The 26,780-nt window shown below is 44.6% G+C and carries 20 protein-coding genes and 1 pseudogene; 5 read left to right on the top strand and 16 right to left on the bottom strand.

Translation table 11 applies throughout. From position 1 onward, the window contains the following. Nucleotides 1–174 precede the first annotated feature (174 nt). Entirely contained in the window at nt 175–2,373 is a 2,199-nt protein-coding gene (locus AAFP11_RS19635; RefSeq protein WP_341738575.1) for an RtcB family protein, read from the top strand. 180 nt (nt 2,374–2,553) lie between these two features. On the opposite strand, the gene AAFP11_RS19630 is transcribed toward AAFP11_RS19635, so the two are convergent. From AAFP11_RS19630 to purC, 13 genes are all read right to left on the bottom strand, one after another. Continuing rightward, entirely contained in the window at nt 2,554–2,883 is a 330-nt protein-coding gene (locus tag AAFP11_RS19630; RefSeq protein ID WP_341738574.1) for a DUF5615 family PIN-like protein, read from the bottom strand. 14 nt (nt 2,884–2,897) lie between these two features. Beyond that, the gene (locus AAFP11_RS19625) at nt 2,898–3,215 is read right to left on the bottom strand and encodes a DUF433 domain-containing protein (RefSeq protein ID WP_340518427.1); all 318 of its coding nucleotides are present in this window, start codon (nt 3,213–3,215) and stop codon (nt 2,898–2,900) included. Nucleotides 3,216–3,376: 161 nt separating this feature from the next. Beyond that, on the bottom strand, nt 3,377–3,607 hold the full coding sequence (locus AAFP11_RS19620; RefSeq protein ID WP_340518426.1) for a YgiT-type zinc finger protein: 231 nt from the start codon (nt 3,605–3,607) through the stop codon (nt 3,377–3,379). A 2-nt stretch (nt 3,608–3,609) separates the two neighbouring features. After that, entirely contained in the window at nt 3,610–3,918 is a 309-nt protein-coding gene (locus tag AAFP11_RS19615; RefSeq protein WP_341738573.1) for a DUF4258 domain-containing protein, read from the bottom strand. Nucleotides 3,919–4,285: 367 nt separating this feature from the next. Next, nucleotides 4,286–4,684, bottom strand: coding sequence for a DUF4278 domain-containing protein (locus AAFP11_RS19610; protein WP_341738572.1), 399 nt, complete (start codon nt 4,682–4,684; stop codon nt 4,286–4,288). Nucleotides 4,685–4,968: 284 nt separating this feature from the next. After that, nucleotides 4,969–5,313, bottom strand: a complete 345-nt coding sequence (locus AAFP11_RS19605) for a BON domain-containing protein (protein ID WP_341738571.1) — start codon at nt 5,311–5,313, stop codon at nt 4,969–4,971. Between the two features lie 196 nt (nt 5,314–5,509). Then, nucleotides 5,510–6,793, bottom strand: coding sequence for a DNA cytosine methyltransferase (locus AAFP11_RS19600; protein ID WP_341738570.1), 1,284 nt, complete (start codon nt 6,791–6,793; stop codon nt 5,510–5,512). 23 nt (nt 6,794–6,816) lie between these two features. After that, complete coding sequence (gene lpxB / locus AAFP11_RS19595) at nt 6,817–7,989, bottom strand: lipid-A-disaccharide synthase (protein WP_341738569.1); 1,173 nt, start codon at nt 7,987–7,989, stop codon at nt 6,817–6,819. 94 nt (nt 7,990–8,083) lie between these two features. Next, nucleotides 8,084–8,878: an acyl-ACP--UDP-N-acetylglucosamine O-acyltransferase gene (lpxA, locus tag AAFP11_RS19590; RefSeq protein WP_341738568.1), complete on the bottom strand. Its 795-nt coding sequence runs from the start codon at nt 8,876–8,878 to the stop codon at nt 8,084–8,086. A gap of 130 nt (nt 8,879–9,008) precedes the next feature. Continuing rightward, nucleotides 9,009–9,539 carry a 3-hydroxyacyl-ACP dehydratase FabZ gene (gene fabZ / locus AAFP11_RS19585; protein WP_341738567.1) on the bottom strand — a complete coding sequence of 177 codons (531 nt, stop codon included), beginning with the start codon at nt 9,537–9,539 and terminating at the stop codon, nt 9,009–9,011. Between the two features lie 48 nt (nt 9,540–9,587). After that, nucleotides 9,588–10,430, bottom strand: coding sequence for a UDP-3-O-acyl-N-acetylglucosamine deacetylase (gene lpxC, locus AAFP11_RS19580; RefSeq protein ID WP_341738566.1), 843 nt, complete (start codon nt 10,428–10,430; stop codon nt 9,588–9,590). A 245-nt stretch (nt 10,431–10,675) separates the two neighbouring features. Then, nucleotides 10,676–13,087 carry a BamA/TamA family outer membrane protein gene (locus AAFP11_RS19575; protein ID WP_341738565.1) on the bottom strand — a complete coding sequence of 804 codons (2,412 nt, stop codon included), beginning with the start codon at nt 13,085–13,087 and terminating at the stop codon, nt 10,676–10,678. A gap of 186 nt (nt 13,088–13,273) precedes the next feature. Next, the gene (purC, locus tag AAFP11_RS19570) at nt 13,274–14,002 is read right to left on the bottom strand and encodes a phosphoribosylaminoimidazolesuccinocarboxamide synthase (protein WP_340518404.1); all 729 of its coding nucleotides are present in this window, start codon (nt 14,000–14,002) and stop codon (nt 13,274–13,276) included. A gap of 263 nt (nt 14,003–14,265) precedes the next feature. On the opposite strand from purC, the gene AAFP11_RS19565 reads away from it, so the two are divergent. The 3 genes from AAFP11_RS19565 to AAFP11_RS19555 all read left to right on the top strand — a co-directional run bounded on the left by AAFP11_RS19565 (nt 14,266) and on the right by AAFP11_RS19555 (nt 20,695). Continuing rightward, nucleotides 14,266–14,694, top strand: a complete 429-nt coding sequence (locus AAFP11_RS19565; protein ID WP_341738564.1) for a response regulator — start codon at nt 14,266–14,268, stop codon at nt 14,692–14,694. Between the two features lie 182 nt (nt 14,695–14,876). Further along, nucleotides 14,877–18,293 (top strand): response regulator, encoded by a 3,417-nt coding sequence (locus AAFP11_RS19560; protein ID WP_341738563.1) that lies wholly within the window; start codon nt 14,877–14,879, stop codon nt 18,291–18,293. A gap of 80 nt (nt 18,294–18,373) precedes the next feature. Then, nucleotides 18,374–20,695: a DNA phosphorothioation-associated putative methyltransferase gene (locus AAFP11_RS19555; RefSeq protein WP_341738562.1), complete on the top strand. Its 2,322-nt coding sequence runs from the start codon at nt 18,374–18,376 to the stop codon at nt 20,693–20,695. Nucleotides 20,696–20,868: 173 nt separating this feature from the next. Here the strand turns inward: AAFP11_RS19555 and purH are convergent, their stop codons facing one another. After that, nucleotides 20,869–22,413 carry a bifunctional phosphoribosylaminoimidazolecarboxamide formyltransferase/IMP cyclohydrolase gene (gene purH, locus AAFP11_RS19550; RefSeq protein WP_341738561.1) on the bottom strand — a complete coding sequence of 515 codons (1,545 nt, stop codon included), beginning with the start codon at nt 22,411–22,413 and terminating at the stop codon, nt 20,869–20,871. 405 nt (nt 22,414–22,818) lie between these two features. Here purH and AAFP11_RS19545 point away from each other — a divergent pair, with 405 nt between their 5' ends. Further along, on the top strand, nt 22,819–24,735 hold the full coding sequence (locus AAFP11_RS19545) for a PAS domain S-box protein (RefSeq protein WP_341738560.1): 1,917 nt from the start codon (nt 22,819–22,821) through the stop codon (nt 24,733–24,735). Nucleotides 24,736–24,963: 228 nt separating this feature from the next. On the opposite strand, the gene glcD is transcribed toward AAFP11_RS19545, so the two are convergent. Then, nucleotides 24,964–26,448, bottom strand: coding sequence for a glycolate oxidase subunit GlcD (glcD, locus tag AAFP11_RS19540; RefSeq protein WP_341738559.1), 1,485 nt, complete (start codon nt 26,446–26,448; stop codon nt 24,964–24,966). Between the two features lie 92 nt (nt 26,449–26,540). Then, a pseudogene (locus AAFP11_RS19535) lies at nt 26,541–26,780 on the bottom strand (hypothetical protein); the annotation flags it as partial.

Raw genomic sequence — 26,780 nt, 5'->3', positions numbered from 1 at the left:
TTTCAGGGACAATACGATCTATTTCAGTCCTCTTTCAGAGGACTTTAGCTATGAGACAGGGGTTTTCAACCCCTGTCGGACTGAGTAACTCACAAACAATACCGGTACTGCATTTAATGTTAAGTTGACAAGCCTAGAATTAGTCAGTCAGGTACATTTGACATTAGAAATAATATGTGTTACACTAATACTACAGAGAAACTGACAAAACAAACTCAAACAAAAATGCCCTACGAAAAATTAGAAATATCAACCCCAAAACCCGTCCTATCTTGGGCAAACCACGCCCTGGGCCCCAAAGAAACCAATATGGCAAAAAATGTAGCATCTTTGCCATTTGTATTCAAACACGTCGCCCTAATGCCCGACGTACACTTAGGCAAAGGCGCTTTAGTCGGTTCCGTAATTGCCACAAAAGAAGCGATTATTCCAGCGGCTGTCGGAGTTGATATTGGCTGCTTTACTGATGATACACAAATTCCTCTAGTTGATGGCAAATCTTATGCGATCGGGGAATTGGCTAGGAGTCAAAAAGAATTTTCGATCTACTCCTGTACAGAAACAGGCAGAATTGTTGCTGCTAAGGCTACAGCCAAATTAACTAGAAACAATGCCGAACTGGTTAAAGTTGTACTCGATAATGGAGAAGAAATCAAATGCACTCCCGATCATCAATTCATGTTGCGGAATGGTGAATACCGAGAAGCGCGGGATTTGACAACTGGAACGTCATTGATGCCTTTTTATTCCAAAATAGATAAGGATGGGTATACCTTAGTACAGCAAAATTATTCAGGTAGATGGCAGAAAGCTCATTGGATAATTGCTCGTTCTGGTTTGTTAGGAGACATACCATCTTTCCACAATCAGAGAACTGTGATTCATCACAAAAACTTCGATGCCGCCGATAATAGACCAGAAAATTTAGAATTCATGGGTAATAATGACCACTCTACTTATCACCGTTCATTAGTTGATAGAAACACCCATTGGCAATCTCTGGAATTTGAACAGAAAAGAAAGCAAGCCATAGCTGATAAAGCTCAAACCTCAGACGGACACAGGTATTACGCCGATCGCGGAACGAAAAATATCCTGAAGTATATGGAGAATAATCCCGAACACTTCAAAGAGTCTGTTGCAGGGAATGGCGAACGAGGAAAGCAGTATCTAATTAATTACAATCACAGTGAAAAGGGTAAAGCAAAGAGTAAAGAAATTGCTAATCGGCTATACACTTGTGAGACTTGTGGAGAGCCAATTAAAACTCCGATCGGACTTCACAATCACAGAAAAAATCAGCACGGCTACAACCACAAAGTAGTTGATGTTATTCCTTTAGTTGAAAAGCAAGATGTCTATTGCCTAACGGTTCCCGAATACGGCAACTTTGCTTTAACTGCGGGAGTCTTTGTTCACAACTGCGGGATGGCTGCGCTAAAAATGCCATTCAAGGCTCACAAATTAGAAGGCAAGCTCAAACAAATTCGCCTCGATATCGAAGCCGCAATTCCTGTCGGATTTGCGGAAAACAAAGAAGTCGAAAGAACAGTCAGCAACTGGCAAGAATGGCGCGAGTTTAAGGAACTTCATCAAGGCGTACAACACCAAGAAAGTAAAGCCCTCAAACAAATGGGTTCCCTCGGTGGCGGCAATCATTTTATTGAGGTTTGCGTTGATACCGAAGACTTTGTTTGGTTGATGTTGCACTCCGGTTCTCGTGGTATTGGAAATTTGCTCGCCCAACAACATATCAGCACTGCAAAAGATTTAGCTAGACTGGCAGAAATTAGTCTGCCTGACCAAGATTTAGCTTATTTTGTAGCGGGTACGCCGGAGTTTGCTGCTTATTGGCACGATTTGCAGTGGGCGCAAGATTATGCTCGTTTTAATCGTGATGTGATGATGAATCGGTTTAAGCACATTGTGGAAAAGCACGTTGCGGGCGGCAAACCTACTAAGCCATTGTTAAAGGTGAATTGCCATCACAATTATGCGGAAAAAGAGGTGCATTTTGGCGAAGATGTGTATGTGACTCGCAAGGGTGCTGTACGCGCAAATGTACAGGATTACGGGATTATTCCGGGTTCGATGGGGGCGAAGTCTTTCATTGTTAAGGGTAAAGGTAATGTGGAAAGTTACTGTTCTTGTTCTCACGGTGCGGGGCGGTTGATGTCTCGAACTCAAGCTAAAAATGTGTTTACTCTGGATGATTTTGTGCGGCAGACTGAGGGGGTTGAGTGTCGTAAAGATGAGCAGTTTTTAGATGAGATTCCGGGGGCTTATAAGCCGATCGAGGAGGTGATGAGTCAGCAGTCGGATTTGGTGGAAGTTGTGGCGACTTTGAAGCAGGTACTTTGTGTCAAGGGGTGAGAGGGAGAGTTTGGTACGATCGCCCGTTAGCGGAGCCCTCGAAGAGGAGCGCATTTCTGATGATACACTTATAGGCAGGAATCGATATAAATTCAAGCTTGAGGAAAATAGGCATGGTAAATATTGAATATCTGACCAACAAAGACGGAGAGGCGATCGCATCTTGAGGAGTAAGGTAAGCTACAAAGGTAGGTATTGAACTCGATTAACAAATTCTTCCAGTTCGCCAAGTTTAGTAATTATTTCCAAGTCGCGGATACAATCACCAATGGAAACGCGAGACTGACGAGCAAAGATCACACCAGAGAAGTTTATATCTTCAGCTTGACGACGTTTTGCTTCAATTAAAAAATCTTGGTCTTGTGAAAACATAACTCTCCCAAGCTCCATAGCTCGATCGAGTAAAATAGTATCTGGTGTACCAGCACGTCCATCTTCTTGAACAGTTAAAACATCTACATCTCGAAGACGTAAACCAACTGTAATAGCTGAATGGATGTGTTCATCCATATAAAGTGCTAGACTCATTTCAATAGCCTTTGAGCGCGTAGTCTAGCAGCAAAAGGAGATTCGCCAGCTTCAATTTCTGCCTGTTTAATATACTCTTCTCGTCGCTTGATTTCGGCATCGAGTTCTTGTTTACGATCCCAATAATAAGCTAAGGCAGAAAGAATTTGGCTCATAGTTAAGTAGCGATGATTGAGGTGTAATTCTGCTGGACTCCAACCATAAGCTATTTGAGCTTCGACTAATTCAACGACTTTCATCGTAGTTCCGGCTATGATGGGAACATTGTTTTCATTGAGTTCTATATATTTATAGTCGGTCTTTGTAAGTGTCATAGTTATTGCTTTAATTCAGAAGTTTGCTCAAAGTTTTTACAGGCTCGATTGTATGCGGTTTGATTTAGCATTGTTAGTCCCTCAGTCTATTAGTTTTATCCTATCGCATCTTGCAGCGAAGTTCTTACTCCCCAGGGTGATCGAGATTGATGAATTTCTTGCTATTGGTAGGCAAATACATCAACATTAATAGATTTCACAGGTTGTGATTCTCCATGTAACATTTGTCTGATTCGCTCTGTTGTTTCGCGGTTAAATGTAACTTCACCGCACCTGGAACATACTTGAGCGGGAATTTGTTCGACCAGATAGAATTTTCCATTGATTTGGAAAACTTCGTTGACTTGTTCTGTATGAGATTCGGTTGCACTGCAAACATGACATTGAAACATTGTTACCTCCGTTGTGAATAGTCAATCCATCGATCGGGCTCTGGCTCATAAATAGTAATAATTTTGGATGTTTCTGATTGTTGGCGTGAAACTTGGATGTGCAGAACTTTGCCCGATCGAGTAAATCCTAAGAGTAAGCAGCTTGGCGAATATTTATCCTCTGGGTAATCTTCAATGATTATAACATTTTCACCGACTTCTCTAATTTCCTGTTCGCTGATATTTCGTTCTACAGTACGCCTAAAAGCATGGCGGCTAAATTCAAATTGACCAGCTTGGAGTTGATGGCGAATTTCTTCTATTTTTTTCACATCAATTTTCGGTTATTACTTTAGTAATCAACACAAGTTCATCCGCCATGCGATCGCAACTGCATTTCTCACACAAGCCGCCATTATCGGCATCAAGGGAAATCTCGACGTGCAATCTGGTAAACCCATCCTGGATGTGATTCAGGGAATGATATTTCAGGGTATTGAGTTAATTGTCAAAACCCATCGCACCCAAAAGAGTATTAAGGAAAGCGATCGTTAAAAAAGATCGCATCACCCCAAATCCCGACTATTGATATCGCTTCGAGGCTACAAATTCGATCGCACAAACAACACCAAAAAGGGGAAATTGAACTCTTTTCAACTTCCCCCTCTTGACAAATATTCGACTTTCTGAGCTTTTTCTCTAGCAAGCCATCTGCTTCCACTCAATTTCTAGCAAGCGCAGCAGTCTTTCATCACCTTTGACTCTGGCTACTTGCTGTCTGCGATCGAGAATATTGCAGATATTCGCCCGGTGGACTGTCGCTACTTCCTCAGCTTTTGGATAGGATGGAGCCGCTGCGATCGCCATCGTTGCTGCGGTATCAACCGCTACGTCCTCTTCAATTTTCGGAGATGGTCGATCGCTCCTGTAGCCTACCCCACGGTACTGCAAATCCTGGGGGTGCTGAGGCATCGGAATATGTCTTGGATAACGATAGTTCCAGTTTTGACCCCGATATTTGCCCGCTACTTCGCCTTCCGTCATGTCAACTGTCGGAATGTCGTAGTCGTAGTTAGCACCGCGATAAGCGAGTTTCATATTTTTTGATCCTTATAGGTCGATAAAAAGGGTAGTCAGCTCTGGTTTGCTTTTTGCTATTCAAAAAAATCTTACTTTCTGTATTGTATTTTACCGTTTTCCTAAATAACCAGGAAAATTAACAAAACTTAATATTTAAGCTACCAAACCGCAAAAAAAAGCCCGCTGTAGCGGGCTCTAAGGGTTTGCTGGGGGTCGATCGACCCTCAGTCAATCAATAGGTGACTTCCTAGTGGTTTCGTTAAAATAGGAAGTTAGGGGTAACACAGCTCAGAGAAAAGCCTCTAGCCCACTGTTACTTGATCGGTTTGCACGCCCGTGGCGCCCTCTTCGGCAGAGGCGATCTTCACTAACTTGTCGAGAATTTCTTGACTGGGAACCTGGCCCTTGAGAACCACCGTACCGCTGAGTTGAGCCACCCATACGGAGTCAATATCAGCAACTTCGGAGTCTTCGTCAAAAGCTAAAGCAACTCGCTTTGCGAGCCCGCTTTCGTCAAAATTCCCGTCTGGACCTACCTTCGCAGGAGCGATCGATTGGGACTGTGCCGCTTGCTGTACTACTTGTGTCATCGGCTGAGCCTGGGGTTCAGGCTTTTCAAGTCCGAACAGTCTTTTGAACCAACCCATTGTAGATTCTCCTGAAAATACAGTTTTTTATAAGATAACTTTAGAATTACCAAAAACCAAAAAATTTGCTAAAACTCACCTTTGGACTGATTTTTTCGGTTTTTGAATTATGTTGATGTTGCTGTTTTATGTAGGGGACGACGATCGCTACGCCCTGAATACCAAGCGCGTGAGTCACTCTCCAAGTCTACCCCCCTCAATTTTGATAATATTTTTCCGCTTCCAACCAATTCAGTTTTAGCAAACTATCATCTCCCCATGTCAGCTTAGCAGTGGGTTTAATTACCTGAACACCCAAAGCGCGAATAATTTGGGCCGCCACAGCCTTGGCTAATAGTGGTGGTACAGAATTTCCGACTTGACGAAAACCGTGCCATTTGGTGACGTGAAATCTAAACCAGTCAGGATAAGAATGTAGTCGTGCTGCTTCCCTAACCGTAATGCACCTCGGCGCGATCGGGTGAATGGGCCTCGGCGAAGTATAAGCCCCTCTAGCCCTGTCTGTTCCTGCTCTGAGAGTGTTGCAAACTCCGTCGGGGTGCAGTTTGTAAAAACGGCTGATCGGCTCTTTTTCCCCGTGTTTTGCCGCCATAAACCTTTCGATACATTCCTGGGAATGTTTGGTGCGCCAACTAGAAGAGAGGATTTGTCTATCGTACTCGCGAGGGTAGGAATAATCATCATCGAAAGAATCAATGCCGCGCATGATACTCGCGTAGTTACTAGATTTTCCATACTCCGCCATTACCCAATCTCGGTACAGCAACTCGCTGTATAGTTCCACTTCTGGCAAATCTCCAATGGCCTCCATAACTGTTGGGACAAGAGGCAAATCAGGATTATTTTTACCTTTTCTTTTTCGATTGCTAGGCTCAATTTTCTGATTTAATTTGGGAAGTAAAGTAATCGGTGGAGGATATTGTGGTAATTCACAACCAGCCTTAGAACCCAGGAGAAACAATCTTTTTCGAGCTTGGGGAACTCCGTAGTGAGCGCTATTGAGAACTTGATAATTTTCTTCTACTTGATAGCCTGCTTCTATAAAGGAACTAATTAAAAGATGCAGAAGTTCCTTATGTTCTCCCGCCTTGATTCCCGGTACATTTTCCATGACAAAAAACTTGGGTTTTAGTTCCAAAACCAAGCGTTGAAAGTGAAAAATTAAAGAATTGCGCGGGTCATCTACATCGCGCTTACCCATCATTGAGAATCCTTGACAGGGCGAACCACTGATCACTACGTCTATCTGGCGCTTACCAATGGGAGAATTTTTCCGAATTTCCGCTCCGGTTAATAGTGCTACATCTTTACACAAAATAGAACACTTAGGGAAATTAAACTGGTGGGTAGCACAATGAATAGGGTCAATTTCCACAGAGGCAAGTACATCAAAACCTGCTTGTTCAAAACCCAGTGTCATGCCACCGGCACCTGCAAATAAATCAACAGCGATCGGTCGCTTTTTCCGATTGCTTGGCATAACCTTTTAGAACCAAATTTATGTTAATTTGCTACGTTTAATTTCAGATATTTCATAATTTCCGCAGCAGCGCGATCGCACACCCCCACGTCTCCCAAATGTTCCCGCATTTCCCGATAACCGTCCAAAGTCTGCTGTCGTCGATCGCCATTTTGCAGCAATTCCAGCCCGTGAAAGACTATATTTTCCGCAGTCGCCTCGTCTTGCAACAACTCAGGGACGATCGGCTTCATTTGCACCAAATTGGGCGGAGACATAAAAGGAATCGAAAATTTCAGCAAATACTGGGCAATAATCGCCGTAATTGGACTGACGCGATAGAGGACAACTTGGGGAACATCCAGCAAAGCCAACTCCAAATTAACAGTACCAGATTTAGCGATCGCCAGATCCGCAGCAGCCAAAACTTCCAGAGTTTGATTTTCTAGTAAAGTAGCGCGCAAACCAAAATCTGCAATAGCTGCTTCGATTTTGCTGCGGAAAGCAGATTGAGACAGAGGAATCCAGAAATGAACTGCCGGCAATTTAGCTTGAATAATTTGAGCAGCCTCAAATATGACAGGCATCAGGTACTTCAACTCTTGGCTTCTAGAGGCAGGAATTAGAGCCACTGGCACCTGTTCCGATGGAATTCCCAAAGTTTTGCGGGCAACTTCGCGACTGGGCGCAGCCTGGATTCTATCCACCAAAGGATGACCAACCCAACTGACTTGGGCACCTTTTTTTTCAAAATAAGTAGCTTCTTCGGGAAAAATGGCTAATATGCGATCGCAAATATTGACAATCAAAGAAGTATTGCGAGGAGAAATAGACCAAACCCACTCTTGAGGAGCAATATACCAAAGCACCGGCAACGAAGGCAAACAGCGGCGGATGTAGCTACCAATACCTAAATTTGGAGTTAAATAATCAATCAATACAACTACATCGGGCGGAGAATCTTTTAGGTATTGTTTAGCTTTTTTTTGAACTTGGATAGTTGGCCAAATATAGGGGACTGATTCTATAAGTCCCATGGAACCAATAGCCACAGTATCGGCTAAAATAGTAGCGCCAGCTTCCGCCATCCGCTGGCCGCCCAATCCGACAATCTCTAACTCTAAACCAGCGGTAGCTGCGTGACGTTTTATGGCACTAATTAACAAAGCCCCTTGCAAATCGCCCGAAACCTCACCAGTGCTAATAAAAATTTTCATATTCTGAATTTAAACAGGTGAGATGTTCGCTAATAACTCCGTAACAGCATCATAGGGCGATAGTCGCTTAGTTCATAGACTTATTCTACCTCATTCATTTTTTACCTGGAATCAAACCGCGTCTGGGTTTGGTGACAGACTCTTGCACAAATTTCCGCAGATGCTGCAAATGCTGATTTTCTGGTAATAAATCCAACTCTGCCAAAGCTTGATTCAGAGTATAGCCCGATCGGTATAAAATCCGAAAAGTCTTCTTCAAAAGTTCCAAATCTTCTGGTGTCAAACCAGCCCGTTGGAGACCAATTTTGTTAAGCGATCGCACTCTGGAAGGATTCCCCTCGATTAACATATAAGGAGGGACATCTCGATCGATTCTGCTCAATCCGCCCACCATAGACAGCCGGCCGATATGGACAAATTGGTGAACCCCCAAAACACCGCTCAATCGAGCCTGAGACTCTATTTTAACGTGTCCGGCCAAAGCCACGGCATTAGCTATAATTACTCGATCGGCGATCGAACAATTATGCCCAACGTGAACATAAGCCATCAATAGATTATGATTGCCGATGGTCGTGCTTTCTCCCGGTTGGGTAGCCCGATTAATAGTCACATATTCCCGAATTAAATTATCGTCCCCAATCTCCACCCTAGTTAGAGAACCCTGATATTTTAAATCTTGAGGTTCCAAACCAATAGCTGCGCCGGGAAAAATTTGATTACGAGCACCTATTTCTGTTAGCCCATCAATAATTGCATGAGCGCCAATCTTAGTTTGGGGTCCGATTTTCACTCTTTCCCCAATTACAGCATAAGCTCCCACTTCTACAGTAGAGTGAAGTTCAGCGCGGGGATGAATCACAGCAGTTGGGTGAATCAATGTCAGCATTTTTTATTAGTCAGTTGGCAGTTGGTAGTTGGCAGTTGGCAGTTGGCGGTTGGTAGTTGGCAGTTGGCAGTAGTAACAAATAACTAATAACCAATAACCAATAACTAATAACAAATAACTAATAACAAATTTAATCTACCATCGAAAACGTCAATTCTCCTGAACAAGCTTTTTGTCCGTCCACTTCAGCCATCGCCTGCATTTTGGCGAAGCGTCGGCGTTTTACCCACAACAATTCTACAGTCATCAGCAACCGATCGCCCGGTACAACCTGACGGCGGAACTTAACTTGATCGATGCCAGTAAACATCCACAATCCTTGCTCAACATCAGGCAATTGAGCCAGAACAATACCGCCCACTTGAGCCATCGCTTCCACAATTAAGACCCCCGGCATTACCGGTCTTCCTGGAAAATGCCCTTGAAAATGCGGTTCGTTGAAAGTGACATTTTTAATCCCTACAGCCCGCACTTCCGGCACGTAATCAATAATCTTGTCTACCAGTGCAAAAGGATAGCGGTGAGGCAACAATTGCTGAATTTCTTCCACAGTAAAAGTGGATTTAACGATCGCAGAATCCTGACCATTCTCGGTGAGAACAGATGCAGAATTAGTATGATTTGGGGTGTTAATTTCGTTAATTTCAGTGAACGTAGACATTAAATCGCGTGTTAGATGGTGAGTAGTAACGGAGATATTGAGCATGGATCAAGCTGGCAATCTCAGGGCTAAGCCAAGTTGGACGTGTAAATTGTGACTGGCTTTGTAAGCCAAGTAGTGAGCTGTTGGCCAAGTTCCCAGCAGACTGAGATCGCCTACTAAGTCTAGGATTTTATGGCGTACTGGTTCATTTGTAAATCTCAAGGGCGGGTTGAGCCAGCCGGAGCGATCACAAACTAAGGCGTTCTCTAGGCTACCACCTTTGATCAAACCTGCTTGTCGCAATTGGTCAACTTGGCGGGCCAGTCCAAAAGTCCGAGCCGGGGCGATCGCACTAGCAAAACTTTCTGCCTCTGGCGACCAACTGTACCATTGATTGCCGATCGCAGGTTCCTCAAAATCAATCCCGTAGCTAAACCGAGTTTCCGCAGCAGGCAAAGCAGCCACAAAAGCATCCCCATGACGCACCCAAACCGGATTCTCGACGGGTGAAAGTTGGGGGTTTTCTGGAGGATGCACCAATTCTTGGGCGACTAATCCAGCTTGGGCGATCGCCTCCACCCAAACCAGGGCAGAACCGTCCAGCAGAGGCACTTCCGGGCCATCAACTTCAATTCGAGCATTATCCACTCCCATGCCAGCCAAAGCCGCTAACAGATGCTCTACAGTACGAATTTGAGCATCACCTGTACCTGTCAGTTCTGTCGAAAGAGCAGTCTGAGATACGGCTTCAACTGTTGCAGGAATGATCGGAGCACCGGGCAAGTCAGTTCTGACAAAATAGCGGCCTTCCCCAAGGTTGGCGGGCGACACTCGGACGCGAGTCTGTTCGCCACTGTGCAAACCAACTCCCGACAGTTCAAATTCAGAGGCTAAGGTACTTTGAGTCATGAGTGATGGGAATGGGGAATGGGGAATGGGGAATGGGGAATGGGGAATTGGGCATTGGGCATTGGGAATTGGGCATTGGCATTCTACTCGTTACCAGGCTCTGCCTGGTAACGCCGATCGGTCGGCTCTGCCTCCATTTTCCCTTAGCAACGCGAGGCAGAGCCTCTAGACATCGGTTCCCAGGCAGAGCCGGGGAACCAGTTAAACTAATGACTACTGACTAATGACTACTGACTAATGACTAATTAGAATCTTTCCCCAATCCCAAAGTGAATTTGATTGTCACCACTGTCATTGATACCGTAATCGATCCGGATCGGACCTAACGGAGATTGAATCCGCACGCCGAGGCCGTAGCCATAGCCACTACCGGGTTTTCTCCTGATACCAGCCGGATCGCCGGGGACATCTTTACCCGTTCCCAAGTCTGTACCCGCGTCAATAAATAGGGCACCACCGATGAACGAAATAATCGGGAAACGGTACTCAACACTGGCTTCTAGGAAACTGCGACCAGCCCCCATGTCCCCTTCGTTGTATCCCCGGACAGAGTTAGCGCCGCCCAAGGCAAAGGCTTCGTAGGGAGGCAAATCTCCGAAGATGGTGCCGGCTTTAAAACTAAATGCCAAGGTTTGAGGGCCTGGGGTAAAGTTGGTGTACTTGACTGGGAGGTAAAAGCTGTAACTGGCTCGCAGGCGGTTGAGCAGGATGCTGCCGGAACCGACAGGAATTGACTGTTCTACCCCAAATCTGAGCAGGGAACCGCTGGTGGGGCGCAGGGGGTCGTTACGTCGATCGCGCACCACACCTGCTTGCAATGTTGTCAAGTCATCGGAACCGGTATTGCTAAAACTCAACAGATTGCCTAGTTCGTCCTTCGATTCCCGTCGGCCTTTGCGATCGGTAATGGCAATCCGCTGGTACTGCAAGCCCACAGAAGCCGTCCATTCAGAGTCGGCAAAAGGATTCCGCGACAGGGGACGGGTAAAGTTGATGGCGGCACCGGTGCGATTAATCCGGGGTCGATCGCCATTGGGTAGATACACTTCCTGGTCTCCACCGTCAAAAATCACGCTGATCGATCGTCTTCTAAACACATTAATCGTGTAAGAAGTCCGATAAGGATCGCCAGCAATCCAGGGGTCTGTAAAACTCACATCAAACAGATTTTGACGTTCCCCGATTTGTACCTCCGCCCCCAACTTCTGGTTCCTACCGCCCAAATTTTGCTGCTGGTAACTCACCGTACCGAACAAACCCGTAGCGGAACTCAAACCCGCACCCGCGGCGAGAGAACCAGTATTTTTCTCAATCACATTGACAATTACCCTTGCCTTACGGGGGTCAGCCGTTCCCGGTTCCAAAGCCAGCCGGACGTCTTCAAAAATCCCCAAACCAAACACCCTTCTCAAATCCCTTTCCGCCTTGGTGCGGTTGAATATATCTCCAGGTTTTTGTTCTACTTCGCGGGTAATCACATAGCGGCGGGTATTCCCACCAATGGGCTGACCAGTCGCATCCGTGGCTTCTCCTTCCTTGTTGAGGAAGCGAACATCAATGGATTCGATCTGACCTTCTGCCACTTGCAGCGTGACTGTCCCGTCATCTGCGACTTGGGGTGCTTCGGTAATTTGGCCCAAAACAAAGCCATTGTCTTGATACCAGGTATTAATTTTTTTGACTCCCTCCTCAAAGCGGCGGAGGTTGAGAGTCTTGCCGTACTGATCCCGGAAGCTTTCGTCCACAATGCTTTGGGGGAGCACTTGCTGACCGACGATGGTGACTCCTCGCAGCACTGGATTCGCCTGGACGATGAAGGTCACTCGCACGCCCAAAGGGGTGTCTTCCGGTACTGCACGCACATTTTTGAAAAAGCCTGTGGCAAAAATAGCGTTGATGTCTTGTTGCAGTTGGGTACGGTTGGTCGTCCGTCCCGGTTGAGTGGTGATGACTCGGTAAATCTCGCTTTGCAGGTCTCCAGTCACCCCGCTGACGAGCACTTCTGCCACTAGCACCTGGGGCTGGGCTGGCCCTGTGGGCGCAGGGGTTGGTCTTGGCTGGGGTGCGCCGGGGGGCAAAGCAGGAATTCTGTTAGGTTCTGGTGTGGCTGGGGCTGGCCTGGTCTGGGTCGGTCTGGCCGGGGCTGGTCTAGCTGGAATTTGGGCGTTTTCTATCCCCCCCGATTTCTCTGGTTTCACCTGGTCTACTGCGACTGAGGCTTGCGAAACCGCTGCTTGCGAGGGGGGGAGTTGGTTGGGTTCCTGTTTCGCCTCTGCCCCTTGATTTTGGCTGCTAGATGGGAGTCCGGGATTGGATTCTCCATCGGCTTTGGGGTCTAAGCTGGGAGTCGCCATGGGGGGCGACGGTTCTGTGAGTCGGTTTGGGGGTTCGTGGTCGTTTTCTCCCCTCCCAGGGGCGGCCGCCACTATTTTGAGGGCTTCTATTTTAGTGGCTTTGGCCACAGCCCGGTTTTGAGGAGGATTTTCTGTTAATTCTCCCTGGTTTCGATCGGGCGATTCGATCGCCTCCACGGGAGGAATGGCGGCCGATATTTTCTCTGTAGATTCAGAGTAGGATGTTTGGCCGGAAGCAGAATTTGAGAGTCCGAATGTTGCTGAGACAGTTAAAACTGCCACCAATACAGCAGATAAACGCATTTTTGTTCACTTGTTTGGAATCCACACACCACATTAGTCATCAGTCATTAGTCCTTCGTCATTAGTCCTTCGTCATTGAGTCGGTTGAATTTGCAGGCCTCCCACTAACTGATGACTGTTGACTGTTGATTGCTGACATGGAAGAAAGATGACAAACTGTGCAATTTTAGCGCATTGCCAAGGCCTCTAGACTTTCTGAGCCAGAACCCGCTGGAGAACTTGCTGGTAAGCGCTTTCCACTGAACCCAAGTCGCGCCGGAATCGGTCTTTGTCCATCACACGGGCATCGGGATCGGTTTCTGCGTTGTCCCAAAGTCGGCAAGTATCGGGACTGATTTCGTCGGCAAGGATCAGGTTTTGATGTTGGTCTATACCGAATTCCAGTTTGAAGTCTACCAGGGTGATGCCACACTGGCTGAAAAATTCTTTGAGAATTTCGTTGATTTCTCTGGCGGCGCGATCGAGTTGGTCTACTTGTTCTGGGCTGGCTAGCTGCATCAGCAGCAGTCTGTCCCGTGTCAGCAGCGGGTCTCCCAAATCGTCGTTTTTGTAATAAAACTCTACTAATGGGGGATTGACAATTGTGCCGATCGCCAATCCTGTTTGTTTGCACAGACTACCGGCCGCGATGTTTCTGACTACGACTTCTAAGGGTAAGATTTGGACGCGGCAAACTCGCATCTGGTTGGGGGCTGGCGTGTCGATGAAGTGGGTGGGAATGCCTTTGGCTTCTAGCATCCGAAACAGGTGGGCGGATATGGCATTGTTGATTTCGCCTTTGCCGATGATGCTACCCCGTTTCTGGGCGTTAAAGGCTGTGGCGTCGTCTTTGAAGTAAGTCAGCAAAATTTCGCTGTCTTCGGTGGAATAGAGGATTTTGGCTTTGCCTTCGTAGAGTTTGCGATCGGCTGACATGGCGATGAATAATTTAGATGAGTTTTAGATTTTACATCATCTGCGCCTAATCACTTACGAGCTCGTTTCCGATAGCAGTTGATATGAATCATCCATTTGGCAGATTACACCCGCCGATAGATGCGATCGGGGACTGACCCATGATTTGATTTCGATCGCACGGATTCTGGCCTACCGCGCGACACAATACAGAAAGCACAGGGTACAATTAAATTCATCTCTCGCACATACTGCACACAAAAAAACTATAAAAAGGCTGATTTATGGAAAAAAAAATTAATATTCTCTTGGTTGAAGATGATGAGGTTGATGTGATGAATGTCCGCCGTGCCTTCAAAAAAAATAACATCCCTAACCCTCTTTATATAGCTGGGAATGGATTAGAGGCTCTTGCTATTTTGCGCGGACAAGCTAAAATAGATCCTGTAATGCCTCAAGCCCGCCGATTGATTTTGTTAGACTTGAATATGCCGAGAATGAACGGGATTGAATTTTTGCGAGAATTGCGACTCGATACAAAATTGAGGTCGATTCCTGTGATCGTACTCACAACTTCCAATGAAGATAGAGATAAGGTAGAAGCTTATAATTTAAATGTGGCTGGTTATATTCTTAAACCAGTCACTTTTTCTAATTTTGTGGATGTTATGTCTACGCTGAACAAATACTGGATGTTAAACGAGATACCATAAATAAATTAATGAAAAAACATACCATTTCTCAGTAACATTAGGTGCTCTAGGAGCTAGTGCCTAAAGCCTAGGGCATACTTCATTTTCTTGATAACTGCTATATAAATTTTATATTTTAGATTGACATTTTAAATTATTATTTACCAGGCAGTCATTTCTGAGTAATCCACAATGGAGTTGCTATGAAAACAGGGATCAAAATTCTGATAGTTGATGACGATGAAGTCGATCGGATGAAAGTGAGGCGATCGCTCAAATCTGCCGGGATTGTGGTGGAAATTTCGGAAGCAGAAAATTGCGCCTCAGCCCTAGAAAAATTATCGATCGACCAAAATGATATCGCGGCTGCCAGACTCTCTAAACAGGAGCAATCTCAAAACCAGATGGAGGTTGAGAATACAGAAAATTCCCTGTTTTCCAATCAGATATTTGACTGTAAATTTGACTGTGTATTCCTCGACTACCGATTGCCAGATGGAGACGCACTGACGTTGGTAGAAGATATTAGGGTAGTGGGTTTCAAAGTTCCCTTAATTGTGCTTACAGGTCAAGGTGATGAACAAATTGCTGTGAAATTGATGAAGGCAGGAGCTTCTGATTATATCGTTAAAGGCAAGCTGTCTTCAGATAGTTTATCCCACAGTTTGTACAATGCGCTTCGGGTTTATCGCGCCGAATCTCATGCGTTTCATAGCAATCAAAAACTCAAGGAAAGTGAAGAACGCTACAGGTTAGTTTTAGATGGAGTTAACGATGGAATTTGGGATTGGGATTTAACTAAAAATGAAGTTTATTGGAACGATCGCCTTTTGGAGATGATCGGTTTGGGGCGATCGCAATTTGGTCATACCATGGAAGCTCTATACACGCGACTTCACCCGGAAGACAAAGAAGATATTATCCAGGCGATCGAAGCTCACTTGGAAGCAGAAATAGACTATAACGTACAATTTCGCCTGCTGCACTCCAACGGTGCTTACCGTTACTGCACTTCCCAAGGAAAAGCTCAACGGAATTCCCAAGGAAAAGCAGTGCGGATGGCTGGCATGATTAGCGACATTACCGATCGCAAAAACGCAGAAGATGCTCTAGAAAGAGAACGGCAGCAACTGAGACAAATTATTACTTGCGTGCCTGTAGCAATGGCGATGTTCGATACAGAAATGCGCTATTTAGCTCACTCTGACAGATGGCTGACTCAATTTAATTTAAACTTACCATCCCTGAGTACATTAAGCCATTACAACTTGTTTCCCGATATCCCCGATGGGTGGAAAATGTTGTATCAACAAGTGCTAACAGGCGAAATAGTTTCTCGTAGCGAAGATGCTTGGGAACGAGCCGATGGCTCTATTTTAATCCTGCGTTGGGCCGCCCACCCTTGGTATAATGCCGATGGCAAAGTCGGGGGAATGGTGATGGTTGCTGACAAGATTAATGAGTTGGTGGAAGCGCGAGAAACTGCTCTGAAAGCCAGCTTGATTAAGTCGCAATTCTTGGCAAATATGAGTCATGAAATTCGCACTCCCATGAATGGAGTTTTGGGGATGGCTGAATTGTTGGTACGCGATCCCCTGGAACCAAAACAGCGAGAGCGCGCTCAAACTATTTACCACAGTGCAGAACATTTGCTGATGGTAATTAATGACATCCTCGACTTCTCTAAAATAGAAGCGGGAGAAATGCGGTTGGCAAAAGAAAATTTCGATTTGGATAACTGCCTGGAATCCGTGATAGAAATGGTGGCATCTTTAGTCGAGGAAAAAGGTATTGAATTCAATATTGTAGTTGAAAGTTCAGTACCTAGAAAATTGGTGGGAGACTCTAGCCGATTGAAGCAAATATTGCTTAATTTGACCGGAAATGCAATTAAATTCACCGATCGCGGTCAAATTTTAATTTATGTAAACGTTAAACGCGATAAACAAAATAAAGATCATCGGCAAGGAGATAAATTATTATTTTCAGTGCGGGATACTGGCATTGGAATTTCGCCAGAAGGGCAGACAAAGCTGTTTCAATCTTTTTCTCAAGTAGACAGTTCGGCGGCTAGACAATATGGTGGCACGGGTTTGGGTTTGGCTATTTGCAAGCAGTTAGTGGATAGGATGGAAGGTGAAATGGGGGTGCGGAGTTCCATCGGTAGTGGTTCGACTTTTTGGTTTTCTATACCTTTGGAAAAACAGTTGCAAGCAGAGCCAACTCATCCTGAACTTGTTGGTAAAAAGCTGTTAGTAGTCTCTGGAAGCGCTTTGATGAGAGCCGCAGTACGAGCCTTTGCTCAAACTTGGGGAGCTCGCTGCGATGAAGCAGAAACTGCTGCTGCTGCTTTGACTTGGTTAAAAAGTGCCAATAGCCGGATGTCTTCGCAGTCGGAAGCGGGAGAAAACTGTTGCGATGTGGTGCTTGTAGATTTACAAATGCCGGATTTGGAGGCGGAGGAATTTGTTGCCCAAGTGCGATCGCTCTCGGCAATTGGACCGTTAATCGCGATCGCATCTTTGGGCGAACAACCCAAAGCTGAAGCGCTTTGCGATCGAGGTTTTAGCGGCTATTTAATTAAGCCTGTCAGGGCTTCTCTGCTGCTGCCGGCTCTGCTGTGGGCAGTGAATGGTAGAGGAGAATTTGGGAGCACTTTTGCAACTAATAGTTGCGATTTGCCTGTGGTGAATTCTCAATTTTTTACTTCCACTAATTCCCCCTCATCTCTCAAGATTTTGCTAGCGGAAGACCACCAGATAAACCAACAAGTTATTGTTGCACAATTGGCGGTTTTAGGCTATCAGGCTGACTGCGCTAGTAATGGGAAAGAAGCACTGGAGTTGCTGGCTGCTAACAGCTACGATTTGGTACTGATGGATTGTCAAATGCCCATACTGGATGGTTATGAAACAACCCAAAAATTGCGGGAACAAGAAAAGGGCGATCGACACACTTTTGTGATTGCTTTAACTGCTCATGCCATGCCGGGAGAACGAGAAAAGTGTCTGGCGATCGGCATGGATGATTACCTCAGCAAACCAGTAGATTTGGCTGCTTTAGCGGCTGCTATCAACACTTATGAAGTAGAAACAAATCTCTCGAAAAATAACAATATCGATCGCAAAAACAACGATAATTCAACCACAATATTTACCAACCCATTGCCAAAACAGCTAGTTTCTGCTGTATCGCCAGAACAGCAAATCGCAATTCAAACTTGGGAACATGGAGACTGTGACGGACTGTTTGACAAGCAAAGATTGGAGCAACTTGGACGAGTTAATATTAAATTGCCTCAGCGAATTTTGCAATCATTTGTGGAAAATGTAAAAGTAGATTTAGAGTCTGCCCAAAATGCCGTCCTAGCTAAAGATTGGCAGGTTGTGGAATATCAAGCTCACCGTATTAAAGGAAGTTCTGCCAATGTGGGAGTTACCTTGATGTCTGATTTAGCAGCACAATTAGAGCTTCATGCTCGCAGTTTTCAATCTCAGCAACCAAATGTCAAATGGGAAAAAAATGATGGTATTGATAACATCCTAGGGAGTTTGTCAAATTACTTATTACGAGTTCAGCAATTTATAGAAAGTATCATGTTAAAAGGAGATGAAATTTAAAGCTTCTCAAACTCTATCTCAAACTCTAATTTATCCAGAAATTTGATGAAGTTGGTATACAATAGGCTCAAAATTAAGCAATGGCATTAATTTTAGCTATGACTTATGAATCCGAACTCAACATTATTTCCCCGATCGCACCCTTAGAAAATAATCCCGAATTACTGACACCTCTACCTCTCATGGCTTTTTATCGGGAATTGTTGCTGCATCAAGAGCAGGTAGAGCCTGGTAATCAAGAAAATCAGGTGATTCTGGGTAACGAGGGAGTTGGGGTGGAGTTTCTGGTGGAAGAAGTGACTCGCTGTTGTCAGAAAAGCCCAGTTGGGAAAAAATTACCCACGGCTTTTTATGTTCATGTTTCGGCTTTAGCAGCACTCCATCCTGTTGTGAGAATTTATGAAAAATGTGCCCGACAAAATCTCCCAAATATTATTGATGAAGCAACTGTAATTAAATTTCAGCTTCGTCAACCGAAAATTTCTTATCTTTTTTACCCAGATTTTGATACGGATGCTCACCCGGCTTTACAAAAAAGTATCCAAATTAATCTGGAAACCGGAGAAGTTAAATGTATGGACTACAGCGCTAGTGAAAATCCACCAGTTTTGCACCGTAAAGAAACTTTTGTGACGGCGGATTATCCCCATTATCAGAAGTTTGCTCAACTGACTAAATCCGAAGAAAAATGGGGACTCCTTGACAATACTAGCGTTATTGGAACTCGCGAAGGTTGGCTGAAATATTTGGGCTATTGCGGTGTGAAAATTCAAGATCATGCTGTGGTTGAACGTGAGAAAGAGGAGAATAGTCAGTTATCAATGCCGAAGATTGAGCGACACAAGGCTGCGATGCTGCGAAATTCTCTTTCTAAACCTGTGCGTTTGGTTTTAGAATCTGATTTATTTATTGATGGCGATACTTTTTTTGATTATGGTTGTGGTTACGGTGGGGATATTAAACATATTACTGAAGAAGGTTATGCTGCTTCGGGATGGGACCCTTATTATCAACCAGATACTGTGCTAGTTCAGGCAGATATTGTGAATATTGGTTATGTAATTAATGTCATTGAGTCTTTGGGGGAACGGCGAGAAGCTTTGCTGAATGCTTGGGAATTGACTAAAAAAATATTGGTGGTGGCGGCTCAGGTATTAATTGATGATACGGATAGAGGTCAAATTGCTTATGGGGATGGGGTGATTACTTCTCGCAATACTTTTCAGAAGTATTATGAACAGGAAGAGTTGAAAATTTATATCGATCAAGTTTTGAATGTTGATGCAATTCCTGTGGCTTTGGGGATTTATTTTGTGTTTCGGGATGTTGCTACAGGTGAAGGTTTTCGGGCTTCTCGGTTTCGATCGCACTTATTGACACCTAGAGTGCGATCGCAAGTGAAGCGTTTTGAAGATTACGCCGATATTCTGGCTCCTTTGATGGCTTTTGTGAGCGATCGCGGCCGCCTTCCCGTCAAAGGCGAATTAGCTTCAGAAGCGGCGATTAAGGGGGAATTTCACAGTTTTAATCGGGCTTGGAGGGTGATTTTGCAAGCTACGGATGCGGATGATTGGGAGACAATCGCCGACAAACGCCGCCAGGATTTGTTAGTATATCTCGCTCTCAACGGTTTGGGCGATCGACCTTCTCTTCGTCAACTCCCCGCTCAAATTCGTAACGACATCAAAGGTTTATTTGATAATTATCAAAAAGCTTGCATTTTGGCAGATTTAATGCTATATAGTTTGGGGAAAAGTGAGATTATTGGTGATTGTTGCGAAGATAGTGCGATCGGCTACAAACAACCAGGTTCCCTTTCAGTTCACGTCTCTGCATTAGCAGAACTAGACCCTTTATTGCGACTTTATGAAGGCTTAGCTAACCGTACCATTGGTCGGTTGGACGGTGCTACAATTATCAAATTTTACGCTGACAAACCTCAGATTTCCTATTTATTTTATCCGGATTTTGATGCTAATCCCCATCCCGCATTGCACACTGTCATGCACATAGATTTACGCGACCTTTCGGTAAAATATCAGAAATTTTATAATTTATCTAACCCGCCTATTTTAGTGAGAAAAGAAGCCTTTGTCACTCCTAATTATCCCCATTACGCCAAGTTCGATAAACTGACTCGCCAAGAACAAAAATTAGGCATTCTGGATAGTTGCTTAGTTCAGAAGCATCAGGAATGGCAGAAGTGTTTGGAGGAAAATTGTGTAAAAATTAAGGGTCATAGCTTGTTTTGGCGATCGAATGCTGACCCAGAAAAGTTGAAAATGTTGCAAAAAGCTGCCTCGCAACGTCACTCATCCAAAGTTGATGTGGATGGGGGAAAGATGGAAGGAACCACAGAGGACGCAGAGAGCACAGAGGATGGGAAAGAAGAGAGAGAATGATTGATATCAATTCCGGTGGTACTGAAATTGATATCATATAAAATCCTCTCTTCTCTTCCTTCGCGTCCTACCCTACGGGAACCCCTGCGGGGAACGCGCCTTCGCGGTTAAATCATTCCGATACAACCGAAATTGATATCACTGGCGTCTTAACAGCCTTGGAGGTTGCCATATTAATGCAAAAAGTGGCGCACGTCGGTGAAAACCATTGTGATTCCGAGTTGGTTGGCGCAGTCGATCGAATCTCGATCGCGCATACTTCCTCCCGGTTGGACGATCGCACTTATTCCCGCAGCCGCCGCCGTTTTTACCGAATCATCGAAGGGGAAGAAACCATCGCTAGCTAAAACTGCTCCTTTAGCTTGTTCTCCCGCTTGTTCTAAAGCTAGTTTCACCGAACCGACACGATTCATTTGTCCCGCACCAACACCGATTGTCGTGCAATTTCGCGTCACCACGATCGCATTTGATTTAACGTGTTTGGCGACTTTCCAAGCAAACAGCAATTCTGCTAACTCTGGTGCTGTCGGCTGTTTCTCAGTAACTACGCGCCATTTACTCGTATTTTCTACTACATTATCGGAGTCTTGCACCAGCAAACCACCAGCAATTATTTTAACAGTTTGCGGAGGTCCTTGGGTCAAGTCTGGCAAAATTAACACTCGCACTTTTGCCTTTTTCTTGATAATTTCTTCGGCTTCCGGTTCGCATCCAGGAGCGACAACACATTCTAAAAATGTCTGAGTTAATGCTGTGGCTGTAGCTGCATCTATCGGGCGATTTAGTGCCACAATGCCACCAAAAGCCGATACTGAATCCGTGTCAAATGCTTTTTGATAAGCTTCAGAAATAGTGGTTCCCAAGGCTGTACCACAGGGATTTGTATGTTTGAGAATGGCCGCCGCTGGACTGTTGGGAAATTCGACAATTAGTCTCCTTGCTGCTTCTAAATCTACTAGGTTATTGTAGCTTAATTCTTTACCTTGTAGGATAGTGCTAGTAGTCCAGCCTGTGGGTGTAATTCCGCTTTGATACCAGCTTGCGGCTTGGTGGGGATTTTCGCCATAGCGCAGAGTTTGCAGCTCTTTTCCTGAAACATTAAACTCGGTGATTGGCGAGGAATTTTCAGGGGATTGACTGCTGAAATAAGCGGCGATCGCGCTGTCGTAGTTGGCTGTATGTTTAAAGGTTTCTAGGGCGCATTTTTGCCTAAATTCTAAGGAAGCTGCGCCTCCGTTTTGGCGCAGTTCTTCTAAATAAGTATTGTACTGGTCTGGATTGCACAAAACTGTGAGATGAGCGTGGTTTTTTGCCGATGCTCTCAGCATGGCTGGTCCGCCGATATCTATCTGCTCAATGGCCTCTGCTAGGGTAACTCCATCCTTGGCAATTGTCTGTTCAAATGGATACAGATTGACAACCACTAAATCAATGGGGCGAATCTGATTTTCGGTTAAATCTGTGAGGTCTTCTGATACATCCCTACGTGCTAAAATACCGCCGTGGATGCGTGGGTGGAGGGTTTTGACTCGCCCTCCCAAAATTTCGGGAGAACCGGTATATTCTGCAACTTTGGTGACGGGGATTCCTGCTGCTTTGAGAGCCGCTGCTGTTCCGCCGCTGCTGATTATGTCAAATTCAAATTCTGCTACTAAAGTCCGTGCTAACTCAATTAGCCCGGTTTTGTTGGAGACGCTCAGAAGTGCTAGACGTGCCATTGGTTTGAAGTTGCGATCGCAAAAATAGACAGGTTACATTCTAGATCAACTTTGGCTGCATCGCTAGAATTTAATCATTACCAATTTCTGATTATTTTTTATTTTTATCTTGTAAAGCTGAGCTTGCTCATCTTTCTACTTATCTTCATAAGATCTTCATAAAACTATATTAATTTATGTTGAGTAGTTTTTTGAATAGTCTGGAAAATAGCTAATGAGTGATGATAGATAATGAGCACACCGTCAAAGTTAAAATTTCACCTTAATTTTATTTAATAATAATTTTAGATGATTACTCGAATCCGTGTGTTAGCATCTATGTTACATTGTTGTACTTATCAAGAATATTGAGCAGCAAGCAATGTCAAAAGCTTAATTTAGTTTAAAAAATGAGAGGTATTAAAGATGTTTTCTAAAGATATAGAACAAGGAAATCCAAGCAATAACGTTGCCATTTTATCAAACACAGTACCTAAAAATAGCGACTTGACTTCCCAATATTTACTTTCAAAAAGTGTAGGAAATACTTCAGTATCTAGTCAAATGTCAGAAGCTTATAGTTTTAATTTGTGCGAGTTGCAGCAGATGGAAAAAGCAATGGAACAATTAAAGCAAGATTTAAAAGCTAGTGAATCTAGGTTTAGGAATGCGATCGAAAAAAATGCAGATGGCATGGCAATTGTCAATAAACGAGGACTTGTTGCCTTTGTCAACCCATCAGCAGAAGCACTGTTTAACTGCAAGGCGGAGGAACTTTTAGGGAAAGAGTTTTTTGGTGTTTTGGTAGTAGAAGGTTCTGCGTGCGATATTGAGATGGAGGCAGATATTATTCCCCAAGTTGGAAATACAGATCGCACAGGAATGCGTGTCGTGCAGACAGAAGTGAAAGCTATTCGCAAGGACAAAGAAAATGCTGTGGTAGAAATGCGGGTGGTGGAAACGGAATGGGAAGGGGAAATGGCTTATTTGGCTACGTTGCGGGATATTACCGATCGCAAACGCACACAAGAAATCCTCTGGTTGTACGATCGGGCTATGGCGGCTACTAGCACCGGCATTGTGATTTCTGACGCGACTAAACCCGAACATCCAATAGTATATTGCAATCCCGCATTTGAAAGCATCACAGGCTATCAACGGCAGGAAATCCTGGGCAAAAACTGCCGTTTTTTGCAGGGAATTGATACCGATCCAGCAGCCTTAGAAATAATTCGCCAAGCCTTACAAACCCAAAGTGAATGTCAAGTAATTTTAAAAAATTATCGGAAAGATGGAACGGCTTTTTGGAATGCTTTGTCCATATCTCCAGTGCGCGATCGCACTGGGAAACTAACTCATTTTATTGGTGTGCAAAGAGACATCACAGAACGCAAAAAAGTCGAAGAAAATTTGCATATTTCTGAAGCACAAAGTAGAGAACAAGCTACTAAATTAGCCGCCGCACTTCAGGAACTAAAAGAAACTCACACCCAATTAGTACAAAGCGAAAAAATGTCGAGTTTGGGATTGCTCATTGCTGGTGTCGCCCACGAAATAAATAACCCCATCAGCTTCATTTCATGCAATCTCGGTCATCTGAATAACTATACTCAAGACTTGCTACACATTCTCGAACTTTACCAGCAGCAATATCCCGAACCCGCAGCAGAAATTCAAGCAGAAGCAGAGGCGATTGAACTTGATTTTATAGCTGAAGACTTACCGCAAATACTATCTTCCATGAATGTGGGAGTTGAGCGCATTTCCCAAATTGTCCAATCCCTGCGAAACTTCTCGCGAAACGACAATTCAGAAATGAAACCGATTAATCTTCATGAAGGAATTGACAGCACGCTGTTAATTCTCAATCACCGCTTGAAAGGAAAAGGAGAAATACCACCGATTCAAATCATCAAAGAATACGGAGATTTACCCGCTGTCGAATGTTTTTCGGGACCAATCAACCAAGTATTCATGAATATTCTCAGTAATGCGATCGATGCATTAGATGATTGGAATCAACAGCGAGGATTAGCAGAAAGCCGAGGCAATCCCAGCCAGATTAAGATTAGCACAAAATTGAGGGATACCGTTGGCGATCGCTTCCCTGCACCCAATTTTGCAGAAATCACCATTACCGACAGTGGCCCAGGAATGAGCGAAGAAGTCAAACAGCACATATTTGATAGCTTTTTTACTACAAAACCCATTGGGAAAGGCACGGGCATGGGTTTGTCAATTAGCCATCAAATAGTAGTAGAAAAACACCAAGGAGAATTAGATTGTATTTCCGAGTTAGGGAAAGGAACAACCTTTATTATCAGCATTCCCATTAAACAATAAATCAAGCAAGACCAAAAACAATTACGATGGTCAAAGTGGTTTTTACTCAGGAGTTTAGTCCTGAGTAATTCAACACCGAGAGAGAGGACGAAAGTCCTCACTACAAATAGCAGGAATCACAACTTATATTAATTCCGGTTGTATCGGAATTATTAAACCACAGAGGACACAGAGGACACAGAGAAAGAGAAGAGAGAAATAATAATTCCGATGTCAACGGATTTGATATTAAAACACCTCAACACCATCCAAATTCTTCACAGTTTCCACCTTAGCCCTCGCCGCCTCTCCGCAACTTTTAGGAGTGGGAAACATCTTTCCCGGATTCGCCAAACCCTTCGGATTAAACACCTCGCGTACCCACTGCATTGTCTCCAAATCTACCTCCGAAAACATATCCGGCATAAAACACTTTTTATCAGCACCAATACCGTGTTCTCCCGAAAGACTACCTCCGACTTTCACACAAAGTTTCAGAATTTCTCCGCCCAATTCCTCCACCTTTTCCAGCGCTCCTTCCACGGAATTATCGTACAGAATCAGCGGGTGTAAATTCCCATCTCCCGCATGAAAAACATTCGCAATCCGGTAGCCGTATTTTTCACTTAAACCCTCAATTTCCTTGAGAACAAATGCCATTTGTGTGCGGGGAATTACACCATCTTGTACATAATAATCAGGACTCAAATGACCTGCGGCGGCAAAGGCAGCTTTCCGTCCTTTCCAAATTTTTATCCGGGTTTCTGGGTCATGGGCTGTGGTGATTTCCCGCGCTCCATTCTGCTTGCAAATATCAGTAATTCGCTGTTTATTTGCTGCAACTTCTACCTCTAAACCATCGATTTCTACTAACAAAATTGCCGCCGCGTCACGGGGGTAGCAGCCTGTAGCTACAACATCTTCTACAGCATTGATGCTGATGTTATCCATGATTTCCATACCACCCGGAATAATCCCAGCGCTGATAATATCTGAAACCGATTCTCCCGCGGCTTCAATACTGGAAAAATCAGCCAGAAGAACGCAAATAGATTCCGGGGCTTTCAGAATTCTCAAAGTAACTTCTGTGGCTATACCCAAAGTGCCTTCGGAACCGACAAATACACCAGTTAAATCATAACCGGGCATCTCAGGAATTTCGCCGCCCACATCCACAATGGAACCATCGGGGAGTACCAATTTTAATCCTAAAACGTGATTAGTTGTGACTCCGTATTTGAGGCAATGAACGCCACCGGAATTTTCGGCAACGTTGCCGCCAACGGAGCAAACTATTTGACTAGAAGGGTCTGGTGCATAGTAGAAACCGGCACCGCTCACTGCTTGAGTTACCCAGTTATTAATTACTCCTGGTTGTACGACTACTTGCTGATTTTCTAAGTCTACTTTCAGGATTTTTCGCATCAGCGCGGTGACAATTAACACGCAGTTTTCGACTGGTAAAGCACCGCCAGAAAGCCCCGTACCAGCACCTCTGGCTACCCAGGGAATTGAGTGGCGATCGCATATTTTGACCACCTTTGCCACTTCCTCCGTAGTTCGCGGCAATACCGCCAAGGCCGGTCGCTGGCGGTAGCTAGCGAGTCCGTCGCACTCATAAACCAGCAATTCTTCCCGGCGCTTGACAACGCCGTTTTTGCCCAGTATAGCCTCAAATTCTTGAATAACGGGTTTCCAGTTGCGTTCTGTTCGTTCTGTTTCTATGGCGATCATTAGTGATTATAAAATTAGGTAGCTCTCTATCATATTGTGGCAAATTTTAGGAGTTTTGTGCAAATATAGCAGTTGCCCGTGTTCCTAGATAGTCACAGCCACTGGCCGCCACGAAAACGCCAGTAGGGAAACAAAATCCGCATTAATGTTTGGGAAGCCAAATAAATCGCTAGCCAGACAAAACTGTAGTGCAAACCAAAAGCACCCAATTCCAAATCCTGCGGAGGTATGCCCGGTAAACCGACAATTTTGAGTAAAAATAACACAAAAATTGCTTCCCAAATTCCCGCCAGCAATTGAAAAGCACCAGGCCAATCTCGGTCCCAACGGAA

The sequence above is a fragment of the Microcoleus sp. CAWBG640 genome, from assembly GCF_020883015.1.
In the GTDB taxonomy this organism is placed as follows: domain Bacteria; phylum Cyanobacteriota; class Cyanobacteriia; order Cyanobacteriales; family Microcoleaceae; genus Microcoleus; species Microcoleus anatoxicus.
The sequence above is the reverse complement of the archived record's forward strand: the minus strand, read 5'-3'. Positions and strand labels throughout refer to the sequence as shown.

Excerpts from the sequence above, each read along its gene's own strand:
- AAFP11_RS19635 (WP_341738575.1), top strand. The coding sequence starts at position 175 with ATGTGTTACACTAATACTACAGAGAAACTGACAAAACAAACTCAAACA.
- AAFP11_RS19630 (WP_341738574.1), bottom strand. The coding sequence starts at position 2,883 with ATGGATGAACACATCCATTCAGCTATTACAGTTGGTTTACGTCTTCGA.
- AAFP11_RS19625 (WP_340518427.1), bottom strand. The coding sequence starts at position 3,215 with ATGACACTTACAAAGACCGACTATAAATATATAGAACTCAATGAAAAC.
- AAFP11_RS19620 (WP_340518426.1), bottom strand. The coding sequence starts at position 3,607 with ATGTTTCAATGTCATGTTTGCAGTGCAACCGAATCTCATACAGAACAA.
- AAFP11_RS19610 (WP_341738572.1), bottom strand. The coding sequence starts at position 4,684 with ATGAAACTCGCTTATCGCGGTGCTAACTACGACTACGACATTCCGACA.
- AAFP11_RS19605 (WP_341738571.1), bottom strand. The coding sequence starts at position 5,313 with ATGGGTTGGTTCAAAAGACTGTTCGGACTTGAAAAGCCTGAACCCCAG.
- AAFP11_RS19600 (WP_341738570.1), bottom strand. The coding sequence starts at position 6,793 with ATGCCAAGCAATCGGAAAAAGCGACCGATCGCTGTTGATTTATTTGCA.
- lpxB (WP_341738569.1), bottom strand. The coding sequence starts at position 7,989 with ATGAAAATTTTTATTAGCACTGGTGAGGTTTCGGGCGATTTGCAAGGG.
- lpxA (WP_341738568.1), bottom strand. The coding sequence starts at position 8,878 with ATGCTGACATTGATTCACCCAACTGCTGTGATTCATCCCCGCGCTGAA.
- fabZ (WP_341738567.1), bottom strand. The coding sequence starts at position 9,539 with ATGTCTACGTTCACTGAAATTAACGAAATTAACACCCCAAATCATACT.
- lpxC (WP_341738566.1), bottom strand. The coding sequence starts at position 10,430 with ATGACTCAAAGTACCTTAGCCTCTGAATTTGAACTGTCGGGAGTTGGT.
- AAFP11_RS19575 (WP_341738565.1), bottom strand. The coding sequence starts at position 13,087 with ATGCGTTTATCTGCTGTATTGGTGGCAGTTTTAACTGTCTCAGCAACA.
- purC (WP_340518404.1), bottom strand. The coding sequence starts at position 14,002 with ATGTCAGCCGATCGCAAACTCTACGAAGGCAAAGCCAAAATCCTCTAT.
- AAFP11_RS19565 (WP_341738564.1), top strand. The coding sequence starts at position 14,266 with ATGGAAAAAAAAATTAATATTCTCTTGGTTGAAGATGATGAGGTTGAT.
- AAFP11_RS19560 (WP_341738563.1), top strand. The coding sequence starts at position 14,877 with ATGAAAACAGGGATCAAAATTCTGATAGTTGATGACGATGAAGTCGAT.
- AAFP11_RS19555 (WP_341738562.1), top strand. The coding sequence starts at position 18,374 with ATGGCATTAATTTTAGCTATGACTTATGAATCCGAACTCAACATTATT.
- purH (WP_341738561.1), bottom strand. The coding sequence starts at position 22,413 with ATGGCACGTCTAGCACTTCTGAGCGTCTCCAACAAAACCGGGCTAATT.
- AAFP11_RS19545 (WP_341738560.1), top strand. The coding sequence starts at position 22,819 with ATGTTTTCTAAAGATATAGAACAAGGAAATCCAAGCAATAACGTTGCC.
- glcD (WP_341738559.1), bottom strand. The coding sequence starts at position 26,448 with ATGATCGCCATAGAAACAGAACGAACAGAACGCAACTGGAAACCCGTT.